The sequence below is a fragment of the Ornithinibacillus scapharcae TW25 genome, assembly GCF_000190475.1.
Classification (GTDB): Bacteria; Bacillota; Bacilli; order Bacillales; family Amphibacillaceae; genus Ornithinibacillus; species Ornithinibacillus scapharcae.
Window position 1 is genome coordinate 22715 of record NZ_AEWH01000008.1, and the last position, 23251, is coordinate 45965.

The window sequence follows — 23251 nt, forward strand, 5'->3', positions numbered from 1 at the left end:
CCAAAATAGCGGATAATTAGGAGGTTGTAAAGATATTTGATTGTTGTATGGATAGCTTTAAAGTCAGGCTTTTGGTACCACAAGTAATTCTTTCTATTGGACATACCATCATCCTTCCACTTCATAAAATAATAAGGCACTACTGTTTTCGATGAATAACACTTTCTACTTTTTGTTCCAATCTTGTATTAACTCATTAAATTGTTTGATAGAACTGTCGGTTAAAGAATAAATGGTATGTGTATCTACCGTATTCATAATCGTCCCGGACTTTTCATCCAACCAGAGGAAATAGGTTCGCTCTCCCAATTCCATTCTGTATTCAGGATCTGCCATATCGACAATTCCGGCTACCTTCTTCGCAGTACTAATTGCCCCTTCGATCATTGATATTGTTTCACTGTCCTCTAATACCAACTTATTGAGACTGTTTTCCAAGTCGTAAATCGTTATTTTTTCAATGGTCTCCGCTTGCCCTTGACACCCCATTAGCCCTATAAATACTAGTACTAAGAAAATTAAAAAGTCCCTCTTCCCCATCGTTACGTCCCCCATTCTTTTAAGCCTTTCAATTAAGACGTCGGTTTGTCTATTTTTGTTTCAAAAAGTGAAAAAGAGCATATCCGTATCGATATGCTCTTGCACGTACTATTTCTTTTCCATTACGGCAAAGTAATTCTCTTCATAATCTGCAAAATTAAATACCCTTCCATTAGGCATTTCTACAATGTCTCCAACCGTAATATTCTTTACAGTTAGCTCTTGATGTAATTGTTCTAGGTCATTTGTATAAAACATGATAGAAGGTGTATCTAGGTTTAATTCAGGCTCCATTTGTGCAATTTTATCTTTATTATGAAGTACAAGACTAGTACCTCCATTAGGTGGGGCAATTTCAATCCATCTGAATTCTGGGCTTTCTTCCTCTGCTATTACCGAGAAACCAACTGCCTCCGTCCAAAACCTCATTGCCTCATCCTGATCATGAACATACAACATAATTTGACCAATTGAACCAATCATTGCAACACCTCAGTTCTCTTATCAACTAAAATATTATTGCGGAATAGCACTTTCATCCATGTAAAATAATTCACACTGATGTCCGTCAAGATCATGAAAACTAATTCCGTACATTGGGCCATTGTTTTTCGGCTCATAGTCCAAAATCCCACCTGCTTCTTTTACCTTACTTGCCATATCATCAACAACTTCCTTTGAATCAACTGCAAGGGCTGTTAACACTTCAGAGGCTGTTGTATTATCAGCAATTTCCTTCTTCGTAAACGTTTTAAAGTACTCCTCTACTAGTAGCATTGCATACATATTTTCCCCGATTACCATACATGTAGCATTTTCATCAGTGAAATAAGGATTAAACTCAAATCCTAGTTTCCCGAAAAACTCCATTGTCTTACCTAAATCTTTTATTGGTAGATTGACAAACATTCCCTTGAAACCCATTAAAACCATTCCTTTCCTACCTTAGTTTTGTCATAACTTTTCAAAGAGTTTTTGCTCGGTCGTTTACTATGTAAAGAAATAGATGATTTACTAATTTTACTTTTGTCAAGTTATACCAATTATAGATTAATAAATAATTTTACTTTTGTAAAGTTAAACTTTACAATTAGTATAATAAACTTGATTTCATAACTTTTATTTCTTACCATTAGCTTAATGATACATTTAGGAAGGTGAACATCTTGGGGAAAATTCGTGATGCAGAGCGAACTCGTAAAAAGATTTTGGAAGCTGCAAAAGAAGATTTTTTTGAAAAAGGCTATAATGGTGCAAGGATTGAATCGATTGCCAAGAAGGCTGGAGTGAATAAACAATTAATATACCATTACTTTAAAGGTAAAGAGGAATTAATTAATGAAACCATTGCAGATTTTGTTTCCACTGTTCCTCCTGTGAATTTAATATTACCTGCTAATCCAGCTCAAATTGCTTCATTTCGTTACAAAGTAAATCAGAATCATTTAATGGATTTCTTAAAATTTACCGCTTGGGAAGCGATTGAAAAAATCCCCCCGAATACCAATGGAGAAGATACTAGAAAGAAAGTGCTACAATCCTATGTCGATGATATGCGTTCCAAACAGGAAATGGGACTTGTTCCCGAAAGTCTTGACCCAGCTTTGATTACGCTAATGATGTCCAGTTTAACCATATACCCACTTCTTTATGAAAATGTGACAAGGTTAATAACTGGCCTAGAACCAGATGACCCTGAATTCCAGGAAAAATGGACTGAATTTCTGGACGAAATTAGTAAACGGATTTTTAAAATGGATTCATGAATGCTTACCGAGGTACATAACTAGTACTTGCTATGTACCTCTTTATGATGGTTTGATTAGCTAAAGCTAGACTTTGCACTCCGGGGTTACCAGGGACTATACTGTCCTATCACGACACGTTGTTACTTCCCCTCTGGTCTACTCACCAGCAATCCTTTATAACTTTCACGATAATACCATGCCAAAAACCCTTCTAATACTACTAGCACGATCGCTAATACCAATAATTCTGCATCTACAAATAGGTGAAAGGCCAAAATATTTATGACAATACCTGCTAGTACCACAAGAATAAGTGGTATGTAACGGCGAATAATTAACATAATTCCAGCTACTATTTCGATACCCTTTTCAAGTGCCAGAAGGTAACCATCTCCTAAAAACTCCATTGCTGCTGGACTTGTTGGTGCAAAAGGCTCTAATCCAAATAGTACAAAATAGCCATTAATCCCAGCGCCTAAAAAAATTAGACCTAATATGATTTCCATAATCCGTGCAGTAACTTTCATCCTTATCCCACCCCTAAATTAGAATTTTGTGTAAAACTCTCACTTTTACTATACTACTTTTCAGAATATTAAATTAGGATAAAACACAAAGTTTTACATTGGGTTGATTATGGAATTACTTTTATTACTGCTCTTCCTCAACGCTAGGACTTGCCTCTTGCCGGTTCTTCTGCCATATCATAAATTCAATGATGGGTTTTAATTCTTGTAGTGCCTCTTTTTCTAAGCCCAGCCTTCTTAATTCCTCAATAAAATCTACCCACTCTGGATCCAATACTTTTTCTGTTGAATCGATATCAATCAATTTTCGGATATCAACATTCAACACCTGTGCAATCTTAACTAATACTTGAATCGATGGATTATCATTTAGATTACGCTCAATATTACTTAGATAGGATTTTGAGATATCTGCTTTCTCTGCCAGTTCAGATAGGCTAAGTCCTTTTTCCCTCCTAATGGCACTGATATTATAACCAATCATAGCTCATGACCTCTTTTTTCAACGGCTTTATACGAGTTAGTTCATATCCATTCGGATTGTTTCGTTGCCATTTCCAAGCATCATGACACATGGAGTCTATTCCTCTTGTTGCTTCCCAACCAAGCTCTTCTTTTGCCTTGCTTACATCCGCAAAACTAAAGGCCACATCTCCCTTTCTTCGTGGTGCGATTAAATACGGGATAATTTTTCCTGTTACACTTTCAAACTCCCTTAACATTTCAAAGACACTATAGCCTTTACCAGTGCCTAAGTTATAAACATTTACGCCACTGGAACTAGATAGATTATGTAACGCATAGAGATGTCCTTTGGCTAAATCGGTGACATGGATATAATCTCTAATTCCTGTACCATCAGGTGTTGGATAATCGTCACCATAAATAAAAAGAGCAGGTAATTTACCGACTACAACCTTTGATAAATATGGGAATAAATTCGCTGGAATCCCTTTAGGGTTCTCCCCTATCAATCCACTCTTATGGGCTCCAACAGGGTTAAAATATCGCAAAATACGTATACACCAATCCGTATTTGAATCGAAAATATCGCGAAGCATCTCCTCAATTAACCGTTTTGTGTGCCCATATGGATTCGTCGGACCTAGTGGATGTTTCTCTGAAATGGCTTCATATTTCTCCACAGGGGCATAAACGGTTGCAGATGAGCTAAATACTAAGCTGGTGACATTAAATTCCTGCATGACTTCACATAATGTCATCGTTCCCTCTATATTGTTCCGATAATATTTCATTGGGTCTGAAGTGGATTCCCGTACAGACTTATATCCTGCCAAATGAATCACACTATCAATTTGATGGAGGGAGAATACCTTTTTTAAATTCTTCTTATCTAGCAAATTCACATAATAAACGTGAAAAGACTTCCCTGTAATCTCTCTTACTCGTCGCAATCCCTCTAATGTGCTTGTCGAAAAGTTATCAATTACAACGATTTCATACCCATTTTCCAGTAATTCTACACATAAATGTGTTCCTATATATCCTGCACCACCAGTAACAAGAACTTTCAGATCAATCACCACCAATCACCAATTATTTAAGACCATATAATCGATTTAATATCTCATGTAAATTCTTTTCCCATTGAATAAAATTCAATCTAGCAACAATCATTCCTGCAATATCGAGGAATGCATAGACCAATGTTAAATAGAACTGATTCTCAAACAGAAATAAGTCTAGTAGAATGATGAAATAAAAGACATCATTCATAAAAATAGTTTTGATTAATTTTCTTAATTTGGAGTTCATAGGAGTTTTGATGCTATCCATATCGGAGTTACACTGTTTTTGATGGGTATGAAAATGATAATTCTTAGTTTGCCGAAGTAAGGCTTGTCGTATAAATAACGCTTCGACGTCTTTCTGTGATATATCTAAGGGGGATAGCTCACTTAAGATGCCAACTAAAATAAATACAACCAGATAGATGATATCCTGTGTACCAGAATATAAGGCAAAACCTATGACAAAAAAGAACATCGGATGGCTAATGTTATGAACCAATCGATCTAAATACACGCCTTTTATCGAGGATGTATGGTTAATACGAGCTATGTTGCCATCAACCGAGTCCAAACAAAGTGCGAAGAATGATACTAAAAATGCTAGCAAGATTACGAATGGCTGAGATTGAATAATTCCCTCATACGCCAACCCAGCAGCTAACACATTAATAGGTAGCATGGAAATTGTTATCATATTAGCTGAAACAGATGGGAATAGTTTCAAAATGAACCATGTTAACCCAATGCCAGCTTTTCTTTTTAACATCGTATAATACGTTGTTGCTTCATCTACCTTTACATGACGTCTAATTTCTGCATATTTCAAGAGGTTACCTCCTTTACTAATTTCGATTCTCTTACAGGAGAACGCTCTTTTTTTAGAATGATTACGAGAACTAGGAAAAGACTAATCAGTTTAATCAGAGAGGATAAGATTAAAGCATATGCCGCTCCATATACTCCATAAATTGGTACAAAAATAATACAACCTACTAAACTAACCAACAGCCATAAAGCGGCTAAATATGGTTGGGATTTAAAGTGTCTGGTTGCGATAATTCCCGTCCCTAAAAACATTGCTGGAAAATTGAACAATCCTGAAAGCATGATTAAGGCAAACAAGCCTGCGTAATCAGCGTAGGATGTAGTATAAATAATGGATAAAATGAACTTACCGAGTAAAAGAGCAATAACTACACCAATTACGCCCATGAGGCCCCCAATCCCACACAGGGAGAATAATAGTTTTTTATACCCTGTTGTATTCTTTTCCTCGAATAACACAGCTAATAATGGTGCTGCTGGTTGCCTTAAGGAATTAGCTACCCGGTTCCCCGCTAGTACAATGTATAGAATTGCCACAAAATATCCTAGTTCTTCTTTTCCTAGGAAATATTCTACTAAATAACTTGGAACATTGGTGTTTAGGGATGTTAGCAATCCCATTATCCCTAATGGAATAGTTAATTTCACTAATTGCCTCACCTTCACCCATTCAAAACTTGGCCGAAAGGATCCATATCTTTTTAATACTATACAATCATAAAAAAGGAGAACTAACGTCCATACGATCAGTTGACCTACTATGGCAAATACTAAACTATGGGAGTAATATAGAATGATAGAAAATATAATAACCGTCAATACGCCTTTTATGATATTAGAGAACGTTATAAAATCCATTCGCTCATTTTTTTGTAAAAGACCATGAAGAATATCACTAATAAACTCTGGTAGCTTTGTTATCCCTATTAAAACAATGATCCAAGACGTGGTATACGTATAGTCAAAAATCCACACAGTGACTACAAACATAAGGAACGATAATCCAACTGCAAGTAATCTGGTACCCAAATAATGTTCAAACCCAAATTCCATTTTTGCATCTGTGACGAGCGACATTCTTAGTCTCATATCCGTTAGCATGACTATCGGTGCCGTGATTGCGAGTCCTAGGGCATATTGACCAACCATTTCTGGGGTTCCAAGCTTCGCAATCACAATTAGGAGTAACCATTGTGTGAAAGAATAAATGACTGTACCTACTAATGTCCAAGTCATATTTTTACGAAGTGATAGTTTTTCTAATACCACAGTGTTCCCCTCATTCTATTAGCCTAGATTTCTAAGCGTTATTGGTTAGATGGATCTTTTTGTGTTCGAACCGCTTTGCACGCAAGAACTCTGGCCTTTTTCTCATTTTTAACCAGAAAACAAATGTCGTCATTTTTCCGATGATAGTCAGCGGGTATATTCGCTTATCGACATCGACAACCTGACCACCGAATTCCATCTTAAAACGATTAATCGAATCCTCATCACTTGCATCTGTATGGACAAATAATCCCCCAAAGTCAAACCACTTTATTCCCAATTTTCGAAAGCTTTTCATATCCTGCCAGTGCAAATAACGATTTGCTCTCCCAATCAGATTACGGATTTGTTTGTTATCAAACCTAGCAGATGCTGAGTATAACAATGAACAGTATGTATCTGCTTTTACATAAGCATGGTAGCAGAGTACATTCCCTGATTCATCTGTTACATAGGAAATGATTAATGAATCCTGATCACTCAAACCTTTTAATCTGCCAAAGTTTCCTTTTGGTAGGTTCTTATATTTGGCAAAACGATCAAAAAAAGCAAGAAACTTTCTAATTTCATCCTCTTTCGGAGAAATTAATTCATAATATTGGATTGGATCCCTTTTACTGGCACGATTTATTTTATAGCGAGCGTTTTTATGAATATCCGTAAATATCTCTTCCTCAGGACGATCTAGATCAATGACTAATGTTTGCCCATAACTATGAAGGAAACCTCCTTTTGGAAAAGGAAGTGAGGAGGCTATCTTAGGAAATATTACATTAGACGAAATAACGATATCCACTCGGTCTCCTTTGTCCTTGTTCACACTTCCATAGATATCCATCATACGAACGATTCCCCGCTTATATTGAACCTTTATCATTTCTTCAGCTCCTAATTACTTAATAATAATAGGAAGAATCCTTACGCTGCTTCTTCCCATTTAAAATAGCTCCTACTAAGTTTGCCCCAGCAAAGCTTAATTGCTCTTTCACCTTTACTATGTCTTTCATTTCATTCTTCTTCGCACGAACTACCACTACAGTTCCATCACATTGATTAGCGATTAAAGTAGCATCTGTAACCACCAATACAGGTGGGGTATCAAAGATAACAACATCATAATCAGCCATCACAACTTCCATAAACTGCTTCATCTGTTCCGAACCTAGTAATTCGGATGGATTTGGTGGAATAACACCACTTGTAATGATATCTAAATCTGTGATATACGTTTTTCGAATCATCTCTTCTATCCCGATTTGCCCAATTAGATAGTTACTTAAGCCAGTATAATTAGGGAGTTGGAAAATATGATGAACATCTGGTTTTCGCATATCTGCATCAACCAGTAGAACTTTCTTCCCTTCTTGACTAAACACAATTGCTAAGTTAGCTGCAGTGATTGTTTTTCCATCGCCAGAACTAGCAGATGTTATGACAAGGCTTCTAAACTCCGAATTGATAGAGGAAAAATTAATATTTGATCGAATGGACCGAAATTGTTCAGAGACTTGTTTATTCTTCCGCTCAATCGTAATCAGATTAGCTCGTTTTAAGTTTCTTTTTCGTAGTTTCAACCTTCTCAACCTCCTTCCCTTGCACGTGTACATTCTTCCTTCTCCTGTTTCGTACATATCGTTTTTCAAAAATCGAGATAGTACCAAGTAGTGTAATTCCAAGTTCTTCAAAATCACTCTCCAACTTCACTTTTGTATTGAAGAACTCTAGGAGTAATGCCAAACCAATACCTGTTGCAAGCCCGATAACCCCTGCGATAATCATATTAATAATTGGCCTTGGCTGAATCGGTTCTTCAGACAAAACTGGATTAGCTTGGGACAATACAAAGACATTTTCTACTCGCATAATGGAAATTATCGTTTCCCTAAACTGTTCCACAACAAGATTTGCTAATTCAGCGGCAGTCTCTGGACTAGAACCAATAGCAGAGACGGTTATGACCTGAGAGTTCTCACCACTTTCCACACTAATCCGCTTCCTTATTTCCTCTGGGGTTTCTGTCAGGCCTAATTCATTCATGACCTTTTCGAGGACAGATGGACTACTGACAATCTCTTTATACGTGTTCATAAGTTCCAAATTACTTTCAATCTCACTCATGTTTATCGCGACATTTTCATTTGGTTGTTGAATTACAATAAATTGGGAGGAAGATTGATATGTGGGTGTCATCACAAAATAACTTAGCGCTGCTGCTACACCTACTAATCCTACCGTTAGCAAAACTATAAATACCATCCGCTTCCGCAACACGGATAATATTTCTTGAATCGATAGCGTTTCCTTCATGTTTCACCACCTCCAATTATGGTTCTTAGGTCATCTGACGCTGAATTAGCTTTTTGTCCAGGACGTAAGCAAGCATTAGAAATAACCAAATAAACCGAATATTCTCTATATTGATGGAAATCGCCTGGATTGCAATGGCAATTAAGCCAATTAGGAGATAGAAATAATGCTGTTCTCTACTTGTCAGAAGCCCGATTACTAATCTAGTTAATAAAAATGCAGGAAACCAAATAAACGCCAAAAATCCTACGATACCTGTTTCCGTTAAAAATGACAGATAAGTATTATGCGGTATATTCGATAAGGCATACCCAAATACTTCTGGTGAATAGGAGATAAACTGACCGATCCCAACCCCAATAAAAGGATTATGTGTCCACATCTCAATAGCCGAATTCCATAAAAAAACACGGTAAGAAGTTCCATCCCCTTCTATACCGATTGTCGCTACACGTTCCACTGCAAAACTTAGTACATCCGATGAATGATATAACCAAATAAAGCCTGTCGCAAAAAGAAGTGCTAAACCCGCAAAAAGGAGTATCTCTTTAACTCTTGCAGACAGAACACTCAGTAGTAATACACTGGTAATACTGAGAATAGTACTTAATATTCCTCCACGTGATGCTGTTAAGACAAGTGCCAGGAGCACGATTGCCATTGGTAAGTTTAACAATATATTTCTCCCTGTTCGGATACGCGATACGGCTATTATTGTCATCGAAACTATTAAATATAGAGCTGCTAGATTGGGATCATTTAGCGTAGCTTGGGCCCGACCTCCTAACGTTAGTACTGTATCAATCCCCAGTTGATACAAGATAACACTTAGAATACATAGGAGAGAGATGATTACAGCTGCAATTTTCCACCACCGAAATATATGGGCTAATAGTTCATCCCTATACTTTTCGATTAAGGTTAGAAAGACGATTACATATGCAAAATTAACGGACAGTTTCAAGATGGCTGACACGCCATATGGAAAGTCAATAATGATATTCGTAAAATAATTGAACATACTGAAAATACAACCATAAATTAAGAATCCAATATACAAAACCATGAGATGATACCTGCGCATAGCAGCAGCAATAATATCCCGATTTTGCTTATGCGCTATTAACCAAAACAACATCAAAACCATTAATAAGTCAGAAAACGATACATTCAACTCGATTATCATCGTTAAATGAAACATAAATGGTAGACAGAAAACTATAAGTCCAATTAAAAATAATCCATCTTCTTGATTGAAACACGCATTTAACACACCACATTTACTCATTTATAGTAAGAAATACTGGTTTGTTCCAGAATCAGCTTTTCTCGGACTTCGTTCATTGACATACTCTTCATCCCATATTGCTCCTGTAGAGTTAGAAAATGGTCGATGACTGAGTCAAGTACTTGAAGATTCTCTTTCATGCAAATACCAAAATTATGTGGGTGCCACCATAGATGAAATACCCTTCCTTCCTGTGCTGCCTTGGTCATCGCCATCTTGATCCGGTTTAATTTAATTGGTTCCAAATATCTGAGTCTCTTGGAATATGGTCTTAGAAAGCGACTAGATGGTATATTAACCATCCCATTTGTTTCCAGAAGTGACTCTATTCCATAGATATGATGACCAGAAATATTAATATAGCTATCTAGCAATCTAATCGTTCGTTTTAGTAATCCATCTTTCTTATGGATAACCTTATATAACCAATGATCCTCACAACCTCGATAGACAGTAATACCTAATTGTTTACAAGTTTCTAAGTAATGGGTGTTGATTTGGTTTCTAGGAAAAACAATGGAATTCATTGCGGGAAGTCCTTTTCTTTTGGCTACCTTAATCGCTTGTTTGGTATCGGCCTCAAATGCCTTTTGATTTTGTCCTTTAGCAAGACAATAATAATGGCTAAACGTATGGCTAGCTATCTCTTGAGTACTTTCCTTTTGTATCAGTTTCACAAGAGATGATCCGTAATGAATCGGGTCCTCCATTTCATTTAGTCCAATATTTTTCATATGGGCATATGCTGAAAGTTTTATGTCATCATAATCAGGCAATAAATCAGGGATTTCTTTTACCATTTGCTCCTTTTTCGAAAAAAATAACAACCCGACAATCGCCCAGGTTGCATGAATCTGATGTTCTTTAAATCGTTGTAGGAGAATCGGAATAACCTCTCTTGCTCCGAGTAGATTTTTCCGATAACGTTCATTCGGAAAACGATCATGAACACCCCAATTTAATTCAAAATCGAGAGATATGACGAAGATTCCTTTTTCACTCATAACTTCACCACCAATACTATTCCATTATAGTTACCGTTTGCGCCGATTGCTCTCCCTCACTTCTAATTAGTTTTGCGTTATCACTTATAAAGACTTCATAAATTTTTTCCAGTTCTACAAGAATTAAATCTAGCTCAAATTTATCTAAAATCCTTTCGCGACCTCTTTTCCCCATTTCCATACGAGAATTACCATTATGAATAAGTCTTAGACAAGCTTCCATAAGTGCCTTGGGATTTCTAATCGGTATAACATAGCCATTTTTTTCATCTATTACGAGGTCTCTGTTCCCTCTTATATCTGTTACTATAAGAGGGATTTCCATTGCCATCATCTCCATAACGGACTTTGGCAGACCTTCTCGTAACGAGACTAGTAGTCCGATATCGGTAACACTTAAGATTTGATCGATATCTCCCCGGTAACCCAAGCAGAATACGTAATCCTCTAGCTTCCTATTTGTAATCTCATTCTTTATCTCAGCTGCCAATGAGCCGTCCCCAAGAAGTAATACTACAAAATTATGTGTATGTTTTTTTAATTCTTCAGCTGCAAGTACAATATCAATTTGACGTTTATTTTCATTAAACTCGGCCAGGTGAGTGATCACAATTGTGTCGTTCGAAATTCCCAGTTCCTTTCTAAGCTCATACTTGTTTTTATCAGAATAATTTCTTGGATTAAATCGATCTGCATCAAGACCAACACCATGGATATAATGAATTTTATCAATTGGTAGGAATCTTTGTGCACTCTGGAAGTCTTCCTCATTGATTACAATAAGCTTCCTTGTTTTTGAAGCGGCTACTTTCTCAGCTACATAGTAAATCCAATTCGATAGTCTCGATCCATGCTCATGGAAGTGAAACCCATGTGCAGTATAAATAATCTGTTGTTTTTTGGGAGCTGCCATTCGAACTAAAAAAGCTGCTATCGGAGTATGGACATGAACAATATCATATTTTCCCTCTTGTAGCAGTTTTTTGATTGCAGCATAGGCTTTCATATTTCTTATAGGATGGAGGTCTCTAGTAAATGGAACATGATGAAGTGAAATCTCAGGAAACTCATCCTTCATCATACGAGGATTCTGCAAGGCTGTTGCAATCGAAACATCATACCCCATTTTTTGGAGGAGTTTTATATGTGGGATAAAAAATAGTGAAATCATTCTATCTGTATTCGTAACGACTAGACACTTCATGCTTATTCCCCCTTTTTATTATGTATCGAAATTAATTAAAGCTATAGCTGTTTCAATTAATACCTGTCTTGAATATAAAATGGGCATCAAACCCGCCCTCACACCACACTCTTGACGACTTGCGTCTAAGGTTATACACCCACAGCATGGCCGAGTACCTACATCGATAATGGATTAGTAGATATCACCTGTTCTTTAAAGAGAACGATAAAAGTAAAAAAATATTCTTACACACTTTAAAGAACTTTTTGTTCATTTTAAAGAACACATTTTTATCATAAATGATTCCCTATAATTTTACAAGTACGCTTTTTACAATTTCTTAATACTTTTATAACATTCTACTTTTCAGCTTTATGAAAATTTCCCTCTATTGTATTAGAAAATCCCAATTCCTTGGACCTTTACTAGGAAATTGGGATTTTTATATCAAATATTACCTATACGAATCATGTGTTGGGTTGAATAAGTCTTCCTCTGTTCTTCTAACCACTGAAAAGTGTTCCACATTATAGTGACCGTGTAGTGTTGCATTATGATGCTTAATAATTTGTTCTGCATGCAATACCACACTATCTGTTGTGGAATGTCCATCAGCTACTAGTGTAACATCAAAACCATAGATAGTAGCTGTTCTTACTGCACTATCAATACAATGTTGCGTTGCACAACCCATCATAACAAGATGCTCTATTTCTTGCGCTCTTAGATGTTGTAATAATCCTGTCCCATGGAAGGCATTTGTAGCAGCTTTATCAAAAAGCATTGCACCTGTAGGAACGTGGATTTGATCATGAACCTGAAAACCTTTCCCCTTACCTTCTGCAACATCTAGATCCCTTACAAAGACAACAGTGATACCCCCACTCTTTGCTTTTTCAATAACTATATTGATATTTTCAATTAATTCCTCTTTGTTGTATACAGCACATACTTCTTTGTTTCCATCAATCAATTCTTGCTGGGCATCAATAATTAATAATGTTTGATTCAAATATTTTTTCCCCTTTCATCCTATAGGGAACTGCGTTATTTATTTTTCAACGTATTCCCCCTCTTCATTCCGGCAATACATAAATTATTCAACATATTATCAACCCCCTCATAAGGATATTACCTTTAAATTTATAGCCTAAATTTCCAGGTAACTAAATATTAGCACATTTTATATACAATAATATGTGTTTTCATCAAGTTGAACCTATTACTTTACAACTAGCTGTTCTCCACATTGTCTACAGTGAAATAGATGATTTTTGGCAAACATCAATCTGTCGAGGTTTTCAAATACACCACAATTTGGACAACGCAAATTCTTTTTATCAAGTATCAAATACGAGATTAAAAATACGCCAGTAAATATGAAGAAATAATAAAAAAAAATTACCCAGGACTAGTGAAATGCTAAATAGCAAGATGAATAGAAAACCAAGGTTTATATGATTTCTTGATATATATTTCATAGAACTAGTCCTCCTATCCAAATTTGGAAACGTTAATTCCTTAGTTTTTTCAGCTTATATACAGAGCAATTTCTTATGGTTTACTGTATAGAAGTTCAAATTGATACTTGCAGTATTGACTCATCTTTTGATAGATTGCTTAACATTTTCTACTTCTTTTTCTAAGGTTTTCACTCTTTTTATAACATCGATATCCATTTTTTCGTTGCTGTTATTTTTTATCGCTCTATTTTTAGTGTTAACTACTGTAATAGCAACCAGAATAACCAATAAGAGTAAAATTAAAATCAATATCATAGTTGGTAAAACTATCGGCTCATTCATCCAATTCATCACCTCGAATTTATAATGGGAGAACGATTTCCTTACTTTGAGAGGGGATACTGCCTTGTTATATGAGCTTGATGTTAGCTTAAGTTAATAATTTGCTTAACGTCTCTAAATTTCTAATAAATAGTTCATGAGGATCAATATTTATGGTAATCCAATCCCTGTATTCATCAGGAATGGAAACTTCATCAACGTTTATATTTTCTCTGGATAAACTTTTCATAACACTTATGTAGTTCCTTAATTTGTTAATATCGTCTATCGTTCCTACTGATCCATGCCCAGGTACGGCATTTTTTATGGGGAGCTTCATGATCTCATTTAAAATATTTGTCCATTGTAGCGGGTTGGAATAATTAAAGAAAGATGGGTGCATACCGACAAATAGAAGGTCAGCCATAAAAATAATGTCATCTTCCTGTATATAGAGAAAAGAATCACAAGGTGAATGACCACCACCGGGCGTCATGATTCTGGCAGTACACTTTGATCCGAGAATGGTAAATTCGTGAGTAAATGTAACTTGAGGTAAAACTAATTCTAAGTTGGGGAGTGAAATTTCAAGTTCTTTTAGAAAACTAATCATTCTTATTTTGGAACTCTGAAGAATTCTCAAGTGATTGAATATAATTCCTCAATCCATCCAAATCGGCTTTTTGTTTAGCAATTCTTTCTGTATGGTCTTCCTTCATTTGCTCAAGTGTAGTATGACTCGATACAATTTGACAATCTCTAAACACTTGGTTTCCTCTAATATGGTCACCATGAAAATGACTATTAATGACCCATGAAACAGATTGATTCGTAATGTGCTCTGCTATTTCCCTCAAATCTTCTGCTGCTTGCTGTGTATGAAATGTATCAAATACTAGCGTCTTGTCCCCTAAATCTACGAACCCAGCATTTCCAATTGCTCCACCGCCGTCCTTTACAATTGCCGCATATATGCCTTCACTTACTTTTTCAAGGTGAAAATGCCTTGAATAAAATTCAGTCATACCCTTCCTCCCTTTCAGATTATCTATGTCTTTATACGTCCTTCCAATAAGTTGGTTTCACGTTTACATTTTTTTATGAAAATCTGGATATTAATCGTGACTACATCTATAGTCAGGAATTTATTTGTACTGACGGAGTTAAGGTATTAATGAATTCCGCATGGTTATCTTGATCCATGACGAAAGAATTTCCAAGCTCTTGTTCTAACAGTCTAGCAAACGTAGTTTTTCTACTATGTGTTTTACCAACAGTCATGATTACTAATCTTTTCATCGTATCCTCCAATAACATCATTTTGTTAATGGTAATTTAATTAATAGAAAACTTACCAGATAGACCATACAAGTAACTCCAAATAATGCAAATACCCCTGGTGTAAATACTAAATATAAACTAAAGGGTGCTGCCCAAACAAAAGCACATAAAAGTAATAACGGTTTAGATATGATCAAGGCGATGATTGCTAGAGCTGCAGGAAGTAATAACATAAAAAACGTTATTATGATTGAATCGACTTCAACTTGATTGGCGTATGGATTATAAAAGTTAAAAATGGTCCATAGGATTATGCTGAGTAATCCTCCTGCTATCCCTATGATTCTTGATAAACTATTAATTGGAACCACCCCTATCTCAATATTCTACTAATTTAATTAGTTCCATTATATGTTACTTACATAAGTAAAAGGAATAGGAAATATAAAGTTCAGCTACCTTTTCACTAAAATCTCGCTCCAAATATATTTGATAACGCGCATCAGTGACATATTCATATCAATCCTCCCTACTAAACAAAAGAAATCCAAAGGCGAATTACTCACCTTTGGATTTTTATGCACTAGTATGGGTTTGGGTAAACTCTTTCTTATTATTCCGCTTATCCAGCAATACTATGATTGCTTTAAATTTTTTCAATGTGAATGCAAATACAGGACTTTGAACAAAAGTAAAAATAAACGTAAATAGGAATACTGGTCCACCTAATAGTAATCCAATGACCAGCACGAACGATTCAACAACGATCCGTACTAATCCAACAGACTTTCCTAGCTTATCTGAGATTGACAACATGAAGCCATCCCGGGGTCCAGCACCGATCTCGGCTGAATTATATAACCCTCCACCAAAGCCCATCACGATAATTCCAACAATCATGATGAAATAATCTGCCCATGTATGGGTGGCATTTGGTAGGAAATCAATCCACAGAAACATATCGACAAATGCTCCCACAAGGATAGCATTAAGGAACGTTCCTAATTTTATGTAACTCTTATCGAGAAACCATGAAACAACAATTAAAAATAATGAGATAATGATTGCCCACGTACCAATGGTTAGGCCGAGTCTTTCATATAACGCTACATTCAATACATCCCATGGGTGTATACCTAAATATTGTAGCTTCAATGCAATTGTTATCCCATAACTAAAAATCAATAAACCAGCCATGTAAAATAGCCAACGAATGGTGCGAATCACTAAAAAACCTTCTTTCTCAAGTTTGCTTGGTTATTGACCTACTTTACCATTCTAGATGGTATCTTTAAATTTCTGTGGTTTTTTCACATAGCTTTCTATAATGTAACCACAATCTGTACAAAGTAAATATTCAATTTTGGATCCAAAACTCATTTTATTTACCGGCGTCATTAGTGCATAACCAGCATGCTCTCCTTTACCTAAATCATTAGAACCACATTTTGGACAAGCTTCTGTCTTTCTATTATTCATGCAAAATCCCCCTCGGTAACTAAAAAACGTTTTTCTCATTGTATCATACAAACTCAATTCATAGTTTCTTATTACCTGATAATACTATATCTAGATTTCAAATATTAAAAAGTAAATAGTATATGAGTTTCCGTTCACAATTCTGTCACATACATCAGAATTGCTGATGTTACAAAACCTATGCTAAAATTATTTTATGTAACATTAATGGAGAGTAAAACGATGGAATATGTAGTTCCTATTAAGGACGTCTCAAAAATAAATAAAATGAAAAATATATTAAAAGCAAGCTCGCTTAGAGATTATGTGATGTTTGTAGTTGGAATTAATACAGGCATTAAAGGTCAGGATTTACTGGAGCTAAGAGTAGAGGATGTTTGGGATGGCCAACAGGCTAAGGAATTTCTCTATGTCCAGGATGAGAAAACTGGTGAAACACAAGCCTATTATTTAAATAGCAAGGTGCAAAGCAGTTTAGCTAGTTATCTTGGGGATGGACACTTAACACAAACAGACTACCTATTTATTTCGAAAAAAAACAACAAGCCTATTACGCGTCAACAAGCTTATCGCGTAATTAACCAGGCAGCAAAAGCAGCTGGAGTAGAAGGTAAAATTGGGATTATCACACTCCGTAAGACCTTTGGTTATCATGCATATCGTAAGGGTGTAGCGATATCTATTTTAATGACACTGTTCCACCATAACTCGCGAACGGAAACATTAAAGTATATCGGAATTACTGAGGAAGAAAAAAGACTCATCAAGGTCGATGTTAACTTATAAGTATTCCCAACTAGTTAATCAGGAAACAATAGGGAATTCTGCAGAAAAAAAACTCCCCTTAAAGAAGGAGAGTTACTATTATGATTTACTTTCATGCTCGTAATCTACATTCATTTCTACCTTTTTCAATTCTTTAACAATCCCATCGGTTACTCGTACCTTAAACATTTCACGGTCTTTCATAAATTTGAAGATACCATTATCAAAATCAGTACCTTGCTCTTTGAAGAAAATACCTTCATAGTCTACTTCGGGAGAATGTTTAAAGCTTAAACGATACTGCTCGCCTTCCTTTGTGATGTAGGCTCTTGTTCCTCGCTGGAACTGACCATTTTCATTCCGGATGTAGCGTGTTACCGAAATAATATGCAAATCTACAAATGGGATGTCATGTAAAAGTGTGTTGATTAAGGATCCCTTTGTAATTTGTTCCCATCGGCTTTGTGCGGTTTGACCAAGGATAATTTGAGATACATGCTTATCTCTGGCAACTTCTGCAATTACCTTTGAAACAGGTCTTTTCTCATTATCTTTGATAATAAACTCAGTAGCATTATGGTCTTCTGCTAGCTGTTTCCAGCTATCAATATAAAACGTCTTTTCTGCGTCCATCTCGTCAAAGGGCTTCGTATCAACTGTAAGAATATATAACGGGCACCCTAACATTTTAGCTATGCTACAGCCGCGCTTGATAAGACGTTCTCCATTTGGGCCGTAGTGTACACATACTAATATGCTTTCATCTATACGACCTTTTATCGTTTCCATAATATATTCACCTCAAGAAATTTTAAAAAACACTGTTTCGACCTCACCGTCGAACAAGTAGTTTTTTCATAATTGGTATAGCTTAATACATGTTATTCCATACATTTAATTTTAAAAATATATATCCTAACTTTATAAATAAAAACTAAAGATATTATTAAACTATGTATGACTATATCATTATGCTGTTCATACAGTCAATCCAATAATTGAAAACATTAATTTTATGAAAAAAGTGTTTTTTCAGGGAGTGGAAGTTTTGAGTTTTTTGCACTTTACTATTTTATTACCATTTATAGCAGCAATCGTTGTTCCATTTATCTATCGATCGTTTAATCATAAAATCCATACAGGCTGGTTTGTGGTATTAGTACCAGTATTTATTTTTATTAATTTACTGTTACAAATACCTTCTATTTCGAATGGAGAAAATATCTTAATTTCTATGCCTTGGATTCCATCCTTAGAAATTAATTTTGATATATATATGGATGGGTTAGCCCTCATGTTTGGGCTCATTATTAGTGGAATTGGTGCTTTAGTTGTTATTTATTCCATCTTCTATATGGATAAAAATCGAGAAGCACTCCACAATTTCTATATTTATTTACTTCTATTTATGGGGGCAATGCTTGGTCTTGTGAGTTCTGACAATGTCTTTGTTCTATATACCCTTTGGGAGCTTACAAGTGTATCTTCCTTCTTACTAATTGCCTATTGGTATGAGCGCAAAAAATCACGTGAAGGTGCATTAAAAGCAATGATTATTACAGTATTCGGCGGACTCGCAATGCTAGCCGGTCTAATCTTGCTTGTGATGATTACAGATACGTACAGCCTAAGAGAAATGATTGCTAATGTAGACTTAATCCAAGAAAGTGCCTTGTTTATACCAGCACTACTTCTAATCTTACTAGGTGCCTTTACAAAATCAGCACAGTTCCCATTTAGTATATGGTTACCAGATGCAATGGAGGCCCCAACACCTGTTAGTGCTTATTTACACTCCGCAACGATGGTGAAAGCAGGGATTTATTTAGTTGCACGTATGACACCTATTTTTGGCGGAAGTGCAACATGGTTCTGGTTAGTCGTTGGGATAGGTGTTATTACATTATTTTATGGTTCAGTAAGAGCCATCCGACAAACCGACTTAAAAGCATTATTAGCCTTTTCTACGATTAGTCAGCTGGGATTAATTATGAGTCTACTTGGTGTAGGCTCTGCAGCATTTTATTTTAATCCCGGTGAGAGCCAACAGCTCTATGCTTTTGCATTATTTGCAGCCATCTTCCATTTATTCAACCATTCCACCTTCAAGGGTGCATTATTTATGGTTGTCGGAATCATTGACCATGAAACAGGGACACGTGACATACGTAGATTAGGCGGATTACTTTCTATCATGCCGATTACATTTACGATCGCGTTAATTGGCAGTCTTTCAATGGCTGGATTACCTCCATTCAACGGCTTTCTCAGTAAAGAAATGTTCTTTACTGGAATGCTACAAGCATCAGAAGTTGATATGTTCAGTTTAGAGTGGCTGGCTAATGGTTGCCCAATTCTGGCATGGATTGCGAGTATATTTACGTTTATCTATTGCATGATTTTATTGGTTAGACCGTTTTTAGGTACATTCAAGCCAGATCGACTTCCTAAGGAAAAGGTACATGAAGCTCCTATTGGAATGCTAATCCCACCAATCATCCTTGGTAGCTTAGTTGTTCTTATATTCTTTTTCCCGAACATCTTAGGTCAATATATATTAAACCCGGCTATCGCATCAATCGTTCCTGACTTAGAGAAACCATTTAAGATCACTGCCTGGCATGGATTTGGTCCAGAGCTTTATATGACTATAGGTGTTATCGTTTTAGGATTGCTGTTGTTTGTATCGATTAAAAAGTGGAATATCGCTTTCCGTGTTCTACCAGAAAATTTGAATCTGAATTACTTATACAGTTCAAGCTTAGAAAATATGGAGAAAAGATCTGTTTCCTTTACTAATCGATACATGACAGGGTCTATCCGGCATTATTTAATTTATATCTTTGTCTTTGTATTTTCTGTTCTAGCGCTTGCTTTAATTACATTGAATGCAATAGACTTTGATTTTTCAAATTATGCCTATGTAACGATCTATGATGTTGGCATATTATTGGCAATGATAGTCGCAGCACTTACAACCTTATTTACCAGAAACAGAATAACGGCAATTGTTTCACTAGGGGCGGTAGGTTATCTTGTTGTCATGTTATTTGTTATCTTTAGAGCACCTGACTTAGCTTTAACCCAGATGGTAGTAGAAACAGCTACAACCGCATTATTCTTATTATGTTTTTACCATCTACCAAAGCTCGGAAAAAAGGTTGAAAAAGTGAAATTCAAATTGACAAACCTTATCGTATCTATCCTTGTCGGAGTTACGGTTACCATCCTGACATTGGTAGCTACTGGGCATAAGCTATTTACACCAATAACAGAGTTCTTTGAAAATGCTTATGAGCTTGCAGGAGCAAAAAACATTGTCAACGCAATACTGGTAGACTTTAGAGGCTTTGATACGATGCTAGAAATAGCTGTACTATTTATTGCTGGAATTGGTGTCTACACATTAATTAAACTACGCTCAAAAGGAAGTGATACCGATGAAGCTGAAACCGAATGATGTCATTTTAAATACGGTAACGAAATTAGCTGCCGTGATTATATTCACCTTTTCCATTGATTTATTCTGGGCAGGACACCATTTTCCAGGTGGTGGCTTTATCGGTGGATTAACGACAGCCGCAGGAATCGTCCTGCTTTACCTATCCTTTGATATTGAGAGGATAGAGAAGAACCTGCCAATTGATTATAAAAAAATGGCAGCCATTGGTGTATTAATTGCAATTTTTACTGGTCTAGCAGGAATGATTTACGGCGATAATTTCTTAGAGCAAACATTTGGATATTTTAATATACCCATATTTGGAGAAACAGAATTAGCAACTGCCGTACTGTTTGATGTAGGGGTTGCTCTTGCGGTGATTGGGACGGCTGTCACAATCATTACTAGCATAAGTGAGGATGAATTATAATGGAAGGATTAATGGCAATCGTCATAGGAATACTGTTCACCATCGGTACTTATTTAATTCTAACGAATCAGATGTTAAGAATTATCCTAGGTCTCTCGCTGATTAGTCATGCAATTAACTTAATGATTATCATCATGGGAGGACTGAAGAGTGGTGGGCCTCCACTCTTATCAGAGAGAAATCATGACTTTACCGACGCTATACCACAAGCATTAATATTGACCGCTATCGTGATTAACTTTGCTGTCACAGCATTCTTGCTCGTGTTAAGCTATCGAACCTATAAAAAGCATGGTACCGATGACTTTAACAACTTAAGGGGAAATGAACATGAATAACCTTCTTATCTGGCCTGTTATTTTGCCATTAATAACAGCGCTAATCTTTGTACTTTTACGTAATCATATACGAGTTCAACGACTCTTGAGTGTGATTGTTTTAGCTGTGGTTGCTGGAATAACCATCATTATCATGAACCAAATATCAAATGATGGAATACAGACTTTACAATTAGGTGGCTGGCAGGCACCATTCGGAATTGGTTTAGTGGCAGATATGTTTTCGATATTACTTGTCTTAACAACAAGTATTGTTGCATTTTGTTGTGTTATGTTTTCCTTCAAGACCATCGGTAAGGAGCGGGAGAATCATTATTATTATTCTTTATTCCTGCTATTAATTACTGGAGTGAATGGTTCATTTTTAACAGGCGATTTATTTAATCTTTATGTCTTTTTTGAAGTGTTACTACTGGCTTCATATGTACTCATATCACTTGGTGGAAAAAAGAAACAGCTACGCGAAACGATGAAGTATGTCATTATCAATATATTATCATCTGCATTCTTCTTAATTGGAATTGCTTATATGTATTCCAGTACTGGCACCTTAAACTTAGCCCATATCTCCGTAAGAATTGCTGAGGCAGGTCAAGACGGGTTTATGACAACAGTTGCTATATTATTTCTACTAGTATTCGGTATTAAGGCAGGACTATTTTTATTTTACTGGTTACCTGGTTCCTATAGTGTTCCACCAACACCTGTGTCTGCTTTATTCGCTGCTTTACTGACAAAAGTAGGAATCTATGCGATTATTCGTATGTTTACGTTAATTTTCTATCATGAGCCGCAAATCACCCACCTTATGATCGGGATATTAGCCGCACTTACGATGTTATTGGGTGGAATTGGTGCTGTTGGTTATTGGGATATTAATAAGATATTAACCTATAACGTTATTATCGGGGCAGGATTTATCTTAGCTGGACTTGCTGCCTTTACAGATGCAGGAACATTGGGGTCTATCTACTACTTAATCCATGACATGATTGTCAAAGCACTAATCTTCCTAATAGGTGGCGTCATTGTTTATCTCACTGGAACAACTAATTTAAAAGAGATGAGTGGATTAATTCGAAATCATCCTGCACTTGGATGGATGTTCTTTATAGCAGCACTATCCTTGATTGGAATCCCACCTTTAAGTGGATTTATAGGAAAGATTTTTATTACAAGAGGTGCCTTTGAAGCCGAGTTTTACTGGTTGGGGGCAATTGGTCTATTATCGAGCCTAATGATTCTATATTCTGTCATGAAAATATTTATGAATGCTTTTTGGGGTGAAACTATCATCAGTGAGGAAGACGAAAAAGGTACTACAAGAGGTGTCATGCTCCCTATTGCAGTGTTAACCGCCTTAACAGTCTTACTTGGGATAGGACCAGAAATGATTAATTCCTATATTGAGATAGCAGTAGAAGCGCTAATGGATCCTAGCATCTATATTGATGCTGTCTTTGCAGGGAATGATATCCCTTAAGCAATTATAAACGAAAGGAAGAG

The 23251-nt window shown here is 36.0% G+C and carries 27 protein-coding genes and 1 pseudogene; 6 read left to right on the plus strand and 22 right to left on the minus strand.

Annotated features, from left to right (window positions below; all coding sequences use genetic code 11):
- Positions 1–165 precede the first annotated feature (165 nt).
- From G5W_RS0102715 to G5W_RS0102725, 3 genes are all read right to left on the minus strand, one after another.
- Complete coding sequence (locus tag G5W_RS0102715) at positions 166–540, minus strand: YhfM domain-containing protein (RefSeq protein WP_010094000.1); 375 nt, start codon at positions 538–540, stop codon at positions 166–168.
- A 108-nt stretch (positions 541–648) separates the two neighbouring features.
- Positions 649–1023, minus strand: a complete 375-nt coding sequence (locus G5W_RS0102720) for a VOC family protein (protein WP_010094002.1) — start codon at positions 1021–1023, stop codon at positions 649–651.
- A 33-nt stretch (positions 1024–1056) separates the two neighbouring features.
- Positions 1057–1473 carry a VOC family protein gene (locus G5W_RS0102725; protein WP_010094004.1) on the minus strand — a complete coding sequence of 139 codons (417 nt, stop codon included), beginning with the start codon at positions 1471–1473 and terminating at the stop codon, positions 1057–1059.
- A gap of 224 nt (positions 1474–1697) precedes the next feature.
- On the opposite strand from G5W_RS0102725, the gene G5W_RS0102730 reads away from it, so the two are divergent.
- Complete coding sequence (locus G5W_RS0102730) at positions 1698–2306, plus strand: TetR/AcrR family transcriptional regulator (RefSeq protein ID WP_237706189.1); 609 nt, start codon at positions 1698–1700, stop codon at positions 2304–2306.
- A gap of 122 nt (positions 2307–2428) precedes the next feature.
- Here the strand turns inward: G5W_RS0102730 and G5W_RS0102735 are convergent, their stop codons facing one another.
- From G5W_RS0102735 to G5W_RS0102825, 18 genes and pseudogenes are all read right to left on the minus strand, one after another.
- Positions 2429–2815, minus strand: a complete 387-nt coding sequence (locus tag G5W_RS0102735) for a hypothetical protein (protein ID WP_010094008.1) — start codon at positions 2813–2815, stop codon at positions 2429–2431.
- 124 nt (positions 2816–2939) lie between these two features.
- Positions 2940–3299, minus strand: coding sequence for a helix-turn-helix domain-containing protein (locus G5W_RS0102740; RefSeq protein ID WP_010094011.1), 360 nt, complete (start codon positions 3297–3299; stop codon positions 2940–2942).
- Positions 3286–4350: a UDP-glucose 4-epimerase GalE gene (galE, locus tag G5W_RS0102745; protein WP_050801639.1), complete on the minus strand. Its 1065-nt coding sequence runs from the start codon at positions 4348–4350 to the stop codon at positions 3286–3288. The genes G5W_RS0102740 and galE overlap by 14 nt, the downstream gene beginning before the upstream one ends.
- 22 nt (positions 4351–4372) lie before the next feature.
- Positions 4373–5173: a CDP-alcohol phosphatidyltransferase family protein gene (locus G5W_RS0102750; protein WP_010094014.1), complete on the minus strand. Its 801-nt coding sequence runs from the start codon at positions 5171–5173 to the stop codon at positions 4373–4375.
- Positions 5170–6441 carry an oligosaccharide flippase family protein gene (locus G5W_RS20270; RefSeq protein ID WP_010094016.1) on the minus strand — a complete coding sequence of 424 codons (1272 nt, stop codon included), beginning with the start codon at positions 6439–6441 and terminating at the stop codon, positions 5170–5172. The genes G5W_RS0102750 and G5W_RS20270 overlap by 4 nt, the downstream gene beginning before the upstream one ends.
- A 31-nt stretch (positions 6442–6472) precedes the next feature.
- Entirely contained in the window at positions 6473–7318 is an 846-nt protein-coding gene (locus tag G5W_RS0102760; protein WP_010094018.1) for a peptidoglycan bridge formation glycyltransferase FemA/FemB family protein, read from the minus strand.
- A 19-nt stretch (positions 7319–7337) separates the two neighbouring features.
- Positions 7338–8015: a CpsD/CapB family tyrosine-protein kinase gene (locus tag G5W_RS0102765; RefSeq protein WP_010094020.1), complete on the minus strand. Its 678-nt coding sequence runs from the start codon at positions 8013–8015 to the stop codon at positions 7338–7340.
- Positions 7981–8748: a YveK family protein gene (locus G5W_RS0102770; protein ID WP_010094022.1), complete on the minus strand. Its 768-nt coding sequence runs from the start codon at positions 8746–8748 to the stop codon at positions 7981–7983. Before G5W_RS0102770 ends, G5W_RS0102765 begins: the two co-directional genes overlap by 35 nt.
- A gap of 25 nt (positions 8749–8773) precedes the next feature.
- A complete protein-coding gene (locus tag G5W_RS0102775) occupies positions 8774–10021 on the minus strand; it encodes an O-antigen ligase family protein (protein ID WP_010094024.1) in 1248 nt (415 codons plus the stop codon).
- Between the two features lie 11 nt (positions 10022–10032).
- Positions 10033–11040, minus strand: a complete 1008-nt coding sequence (locus G5W_RS0102780; RefSeq protein ID WP_010094026.1) for a polysaccharide deacetylase family protein — start codon at positions 11038–11040, stop codon at positions 10033–10035.
- Between the two features lie 16 nt (positions 11041–11056).
- Complete coding sequence (locus tag G5W_RS20275; RefSeq protein ID WP_010094028.1) at positions 11057–12244, minus strand: glycosyltransferase family 4 protein; 1188 nt, start codon at positions 12242–12244, stop codon at positions 11057–11059.
- Positions 12245–12680: 436 nt separating this feature from the next.
- Entirely contained in the window at positions 12681–13238 is a 558-nt protein-coding gene (locus tag G5W_RS0102790; protein ID WP_010094030.1) for a cysteine hydrolase family protein, read from the minus strand.
- 589 nt (positions 13239–13827) lie between these two features.
- Positions 13828–14031 carry a hypothetical protein gene (locus G5W_RS0102800; RefSeq protein ID WP_010094034.1) on the minus strand — a complete coding sequence of 68 codons (204 nt, stop codon included), beginning with the start codon at positions 14029–14031 and terminating at the stop codon, positions 13828–13830.
- A gap of 88 nt (positions 14032–14119) precedes the next feature.
- Positions 14120–14623, minus strand: coding sequence for an MBL fold metallo-hydrolase (locus G5W_RS24135; protein ID WP_010094035.1), 504 nt, complete (start codon positions 14621–14623; stop codon positions 14120–14122).
- Entirely contained in the window at positions 14616–15035 is a 420-nt protein-coding gene (locus G5W_RS24140; protein WP_010094036.1) for an MBL fold metallo-hydrolase, read from the minus strand. The genes G5W_RS24135 and G5W_RS24140 overlap by 8 nt, the downstream gene beginning before the upstream one ends.
- 142 nt (positions 15036–15177) lie before the next feature.
- A pseudogene (locus G5W_RS23125) lies at positions 15178–15321 on the minus strand (ATP-binding protein); the annotation flags it as partial.
- Between the two features lie 546 nt (positions 15322–15867).
- Positions 15868–16518: a YczE/YyaS/YitT family protein gene (locus G5W_RS0102820; protein WP_010094042.1), complete on the minus strand. Its 651-nt coding sequence runs from the start codon at positions 16516–16518 to the stop codon at positions 15868–15870.
- Positions 16519–16569: 51 nt separating this feature from the next.
- Entirely contained in the window at positions 16570–16770 is a 201-nt protein-coding gene (locus tag G5W_RS0102825) for a hypothetical protein (RefSeq protein ID WP_010094044.1), read from the minus strand.
- 222 nt (positions 16771–16992) lie between these two features.
- On the opposite strand from G5W_RS0102825, the gene G5W_RS0102830 reads away from it, so the two are divergent.
- Positions 16993–17556: a tyrosine-type recombinase/integrase gene (locus G5W_RS0102830; RefSeq protein ID WP_010094046.1), complete on the plus strand. Its 564-nt coding sequence runs from the start codon at positions 16993–16995 to the stop codon at positions 17554–17556.
- Positions 17557–17634: 78 nt separating this feature from the next.
- Here G5W_RS0102830 and G5W_RS0102835 read toward each other — a convergent pair whose 3' ends face one another.
- Positions 17635–18324: a universal stress protein gene (locus tag G5W_RS0102835; protein ID WP_010094049.1), complete on the minus strand. Its 690-nt coding sequence runs from the start codon at positions 18322–18324 to the stop codon at positions 17635–17637.
- 259 nt (positions 18325–18583) lie between these two features.
- Here G5W_RS0102835 and G5W_RS0102840 point away from each other — a divergent pair, with 259 nt between their 5' ends.
- The 4 genes from G5W_RS0102840 to G5W_RS0102855 are packed head-to-tail and all read left to right on the plus strand — an operon-like array spanning position 18584 to position 23228.
- Positions 18584–20995 carry a Na+/H+ antiporter subunit A gene (locus G5W_RS0102840; RefSeq protein WP_010094050.1) on the plus strand — a complete coding sequence of 804 codons (2412 nt, stop codon included), beginning with the start codon at positions 18584–18586 and terminating at the stop codon, positions 20993–20995.
- Positions 20976–21407: a Na(+)/H(+) antiporter subunit B gene (locus G5W_RS0102845; protein ID WP_010094052.1), complete on the plus strand. Its 432-nt coding sequence runs from the start codon at positions 20976–20978 to the stop codon at positions 21405–21407. Before G5W_RS0102840 ends, G5W_RS0102845 begins: the two co-directional genes overlap by 20 nt.
- Complete coding sequence (locus G5W_RS0102850) at positions 21407–21745, plus strand: Na(+)/H(+) antiporter subunit C (RefSeq protein ID WP_010094054.1); 339 nt, start codon at positions 21407–21409, stop codon at positions 21743–21745. The genes G5W_RS0102845 and G5W_RS0102850 overlap by 1 nt, the downstream gene beginning before the upstream one ends.
- Complete coding sequence (locus G5W_RS0102855) at positions 21738–23228, plus strand: Na+/H+ antiporter subunit D (RefSeq protein WP_010094056.1); 1491 nt, start codon at positions 21738–21740, stop codon at positions 23226–23228. Before G5W_RS0102850 ends, G5W_RS0102855 begins: the two co-directional genes overlap by 8 nt.
- Positions 23229–23251 lie beyond the last annotated feature (23 nt).

Coding starts and splice junctions, on each gene's coding strand:
- G5W_RS0102715 (WP_010094000.1), bottom strand. CDS start 540: ATGGGGAAGAGGGACTTTTTAATTTTCTTAGTACTAGTATTTATAGGG.
- G5W_RS0102720 (WP_010094002.1), bottom strand. CDS start 1,023: ATGATTGGTTCAATTGGTCAAATTATGTTGTATGTTCATGATCAGGAT.
- G5W_RS0102725 (WP_010094004.1), bottom strand. CDS start 1,473: ATGGTTTTAATGGGTTTCAAGGGAATGTTTGTCAATCTACCAATAAAA.
- G5W_RS0102735 (WP_010094008.1), bottom strand. CDS start 2,815: ATGAAAGTTACTGCACGGATTATGGAAATCATATTAGGTCTAATTTTT.
- G5W_RS0102740 (WP_010094011.1), bottom strand. CDS start 3,299: ATGATTGGTTATAATATCAGTGCCATTAGGAGGGAAAAAGGACTTAGC.
- G5W_RS0102760 (WP_010094018.1), bottom strand. CDS start 7,318: ATGATAAAGGTTCAATATAAGCGGGGAATCGTTCGTATGATGGATATC.
- G5W_RS0102770 (WP_010094022.1), bottom strand. CDS start 8,748: ATGAAGGAAACGCTATCGATTCAAGAAATATTATCCGTGTTGCGGAAG.
- G5W_RS0102780 (WP_010094026.1), bottom strand. CDS start 11,040: ATGAGTGAAAAAGGAATCTTCGTCATATCTCTCGATTTTGAATTAAAT.
- G5W_RS20275 (WP_010094028.1), bottom strand. CDS start 12,244: ATGAAGTGTCTAGTCGTTACGAATACAGATAGAATGATTTCACTATTT.
- G5W_RS0102800 (WP_010094034.1), bottom strand. CDS start 14,031: ATGAATGAGCCGATAGTTTTACCAACTATGATATTGATTTTAATTTTA.
- G5W_RS24135 (WP_010094035.1), bottom strand. CDS start 14,623: ATGATTAGTTTTCTAAAAGAACTTGAAATTTCACTCCCCAACTTAGAA.
- G5W_RS24140 (WP_010094036.1), bottom strand. CDS start 15,035: ATGACTGAATTTTATTCAAGGCATTTTCACCTTGAAAAAGTAAGTGAA.
- G5W_RS0102825 (WP_010094044.1), bottom strand. CDS start 16,770: ATGAATAATAGAAAGACAGAAGCTTGTCCAAAATGTGGTTCTAATGAT.
- G5W_RS0102830 (WP_010094046.1), top strand. CDS start 16,993: ATGGAATATGTAGTTCCTATTAAGGACGTCTCAAAAATAAATAAAATG.
- G5W_RS0102835 (WP_010094049.1), bottom strand. CDS start 18,324: ATGGAAACGATAAAAGGTCGTATAGATGAAAGCATATTAGTATGTGTA.
- G5W_RS0102845 (WP_010094052.1), top strand. CDS start 20,976: ATGAAGCTGAAACCGAATGATGTCATTTTAAATACGGTAACGAAATTA.
- G5W_RS0102850 (WP_010094054.1), top strand. CDS start 21,407: ATGGAAGGATTAATGGCAATCGTCATAGGAATACTGTTCACCATCGGT.
- G5W_RS0102855 (WP_010094056.1), top strand. CDS start 21,738: ATGAATAACCTTCTTATCTGGCCTGTTATTTTGCCATTAATAACAGCG.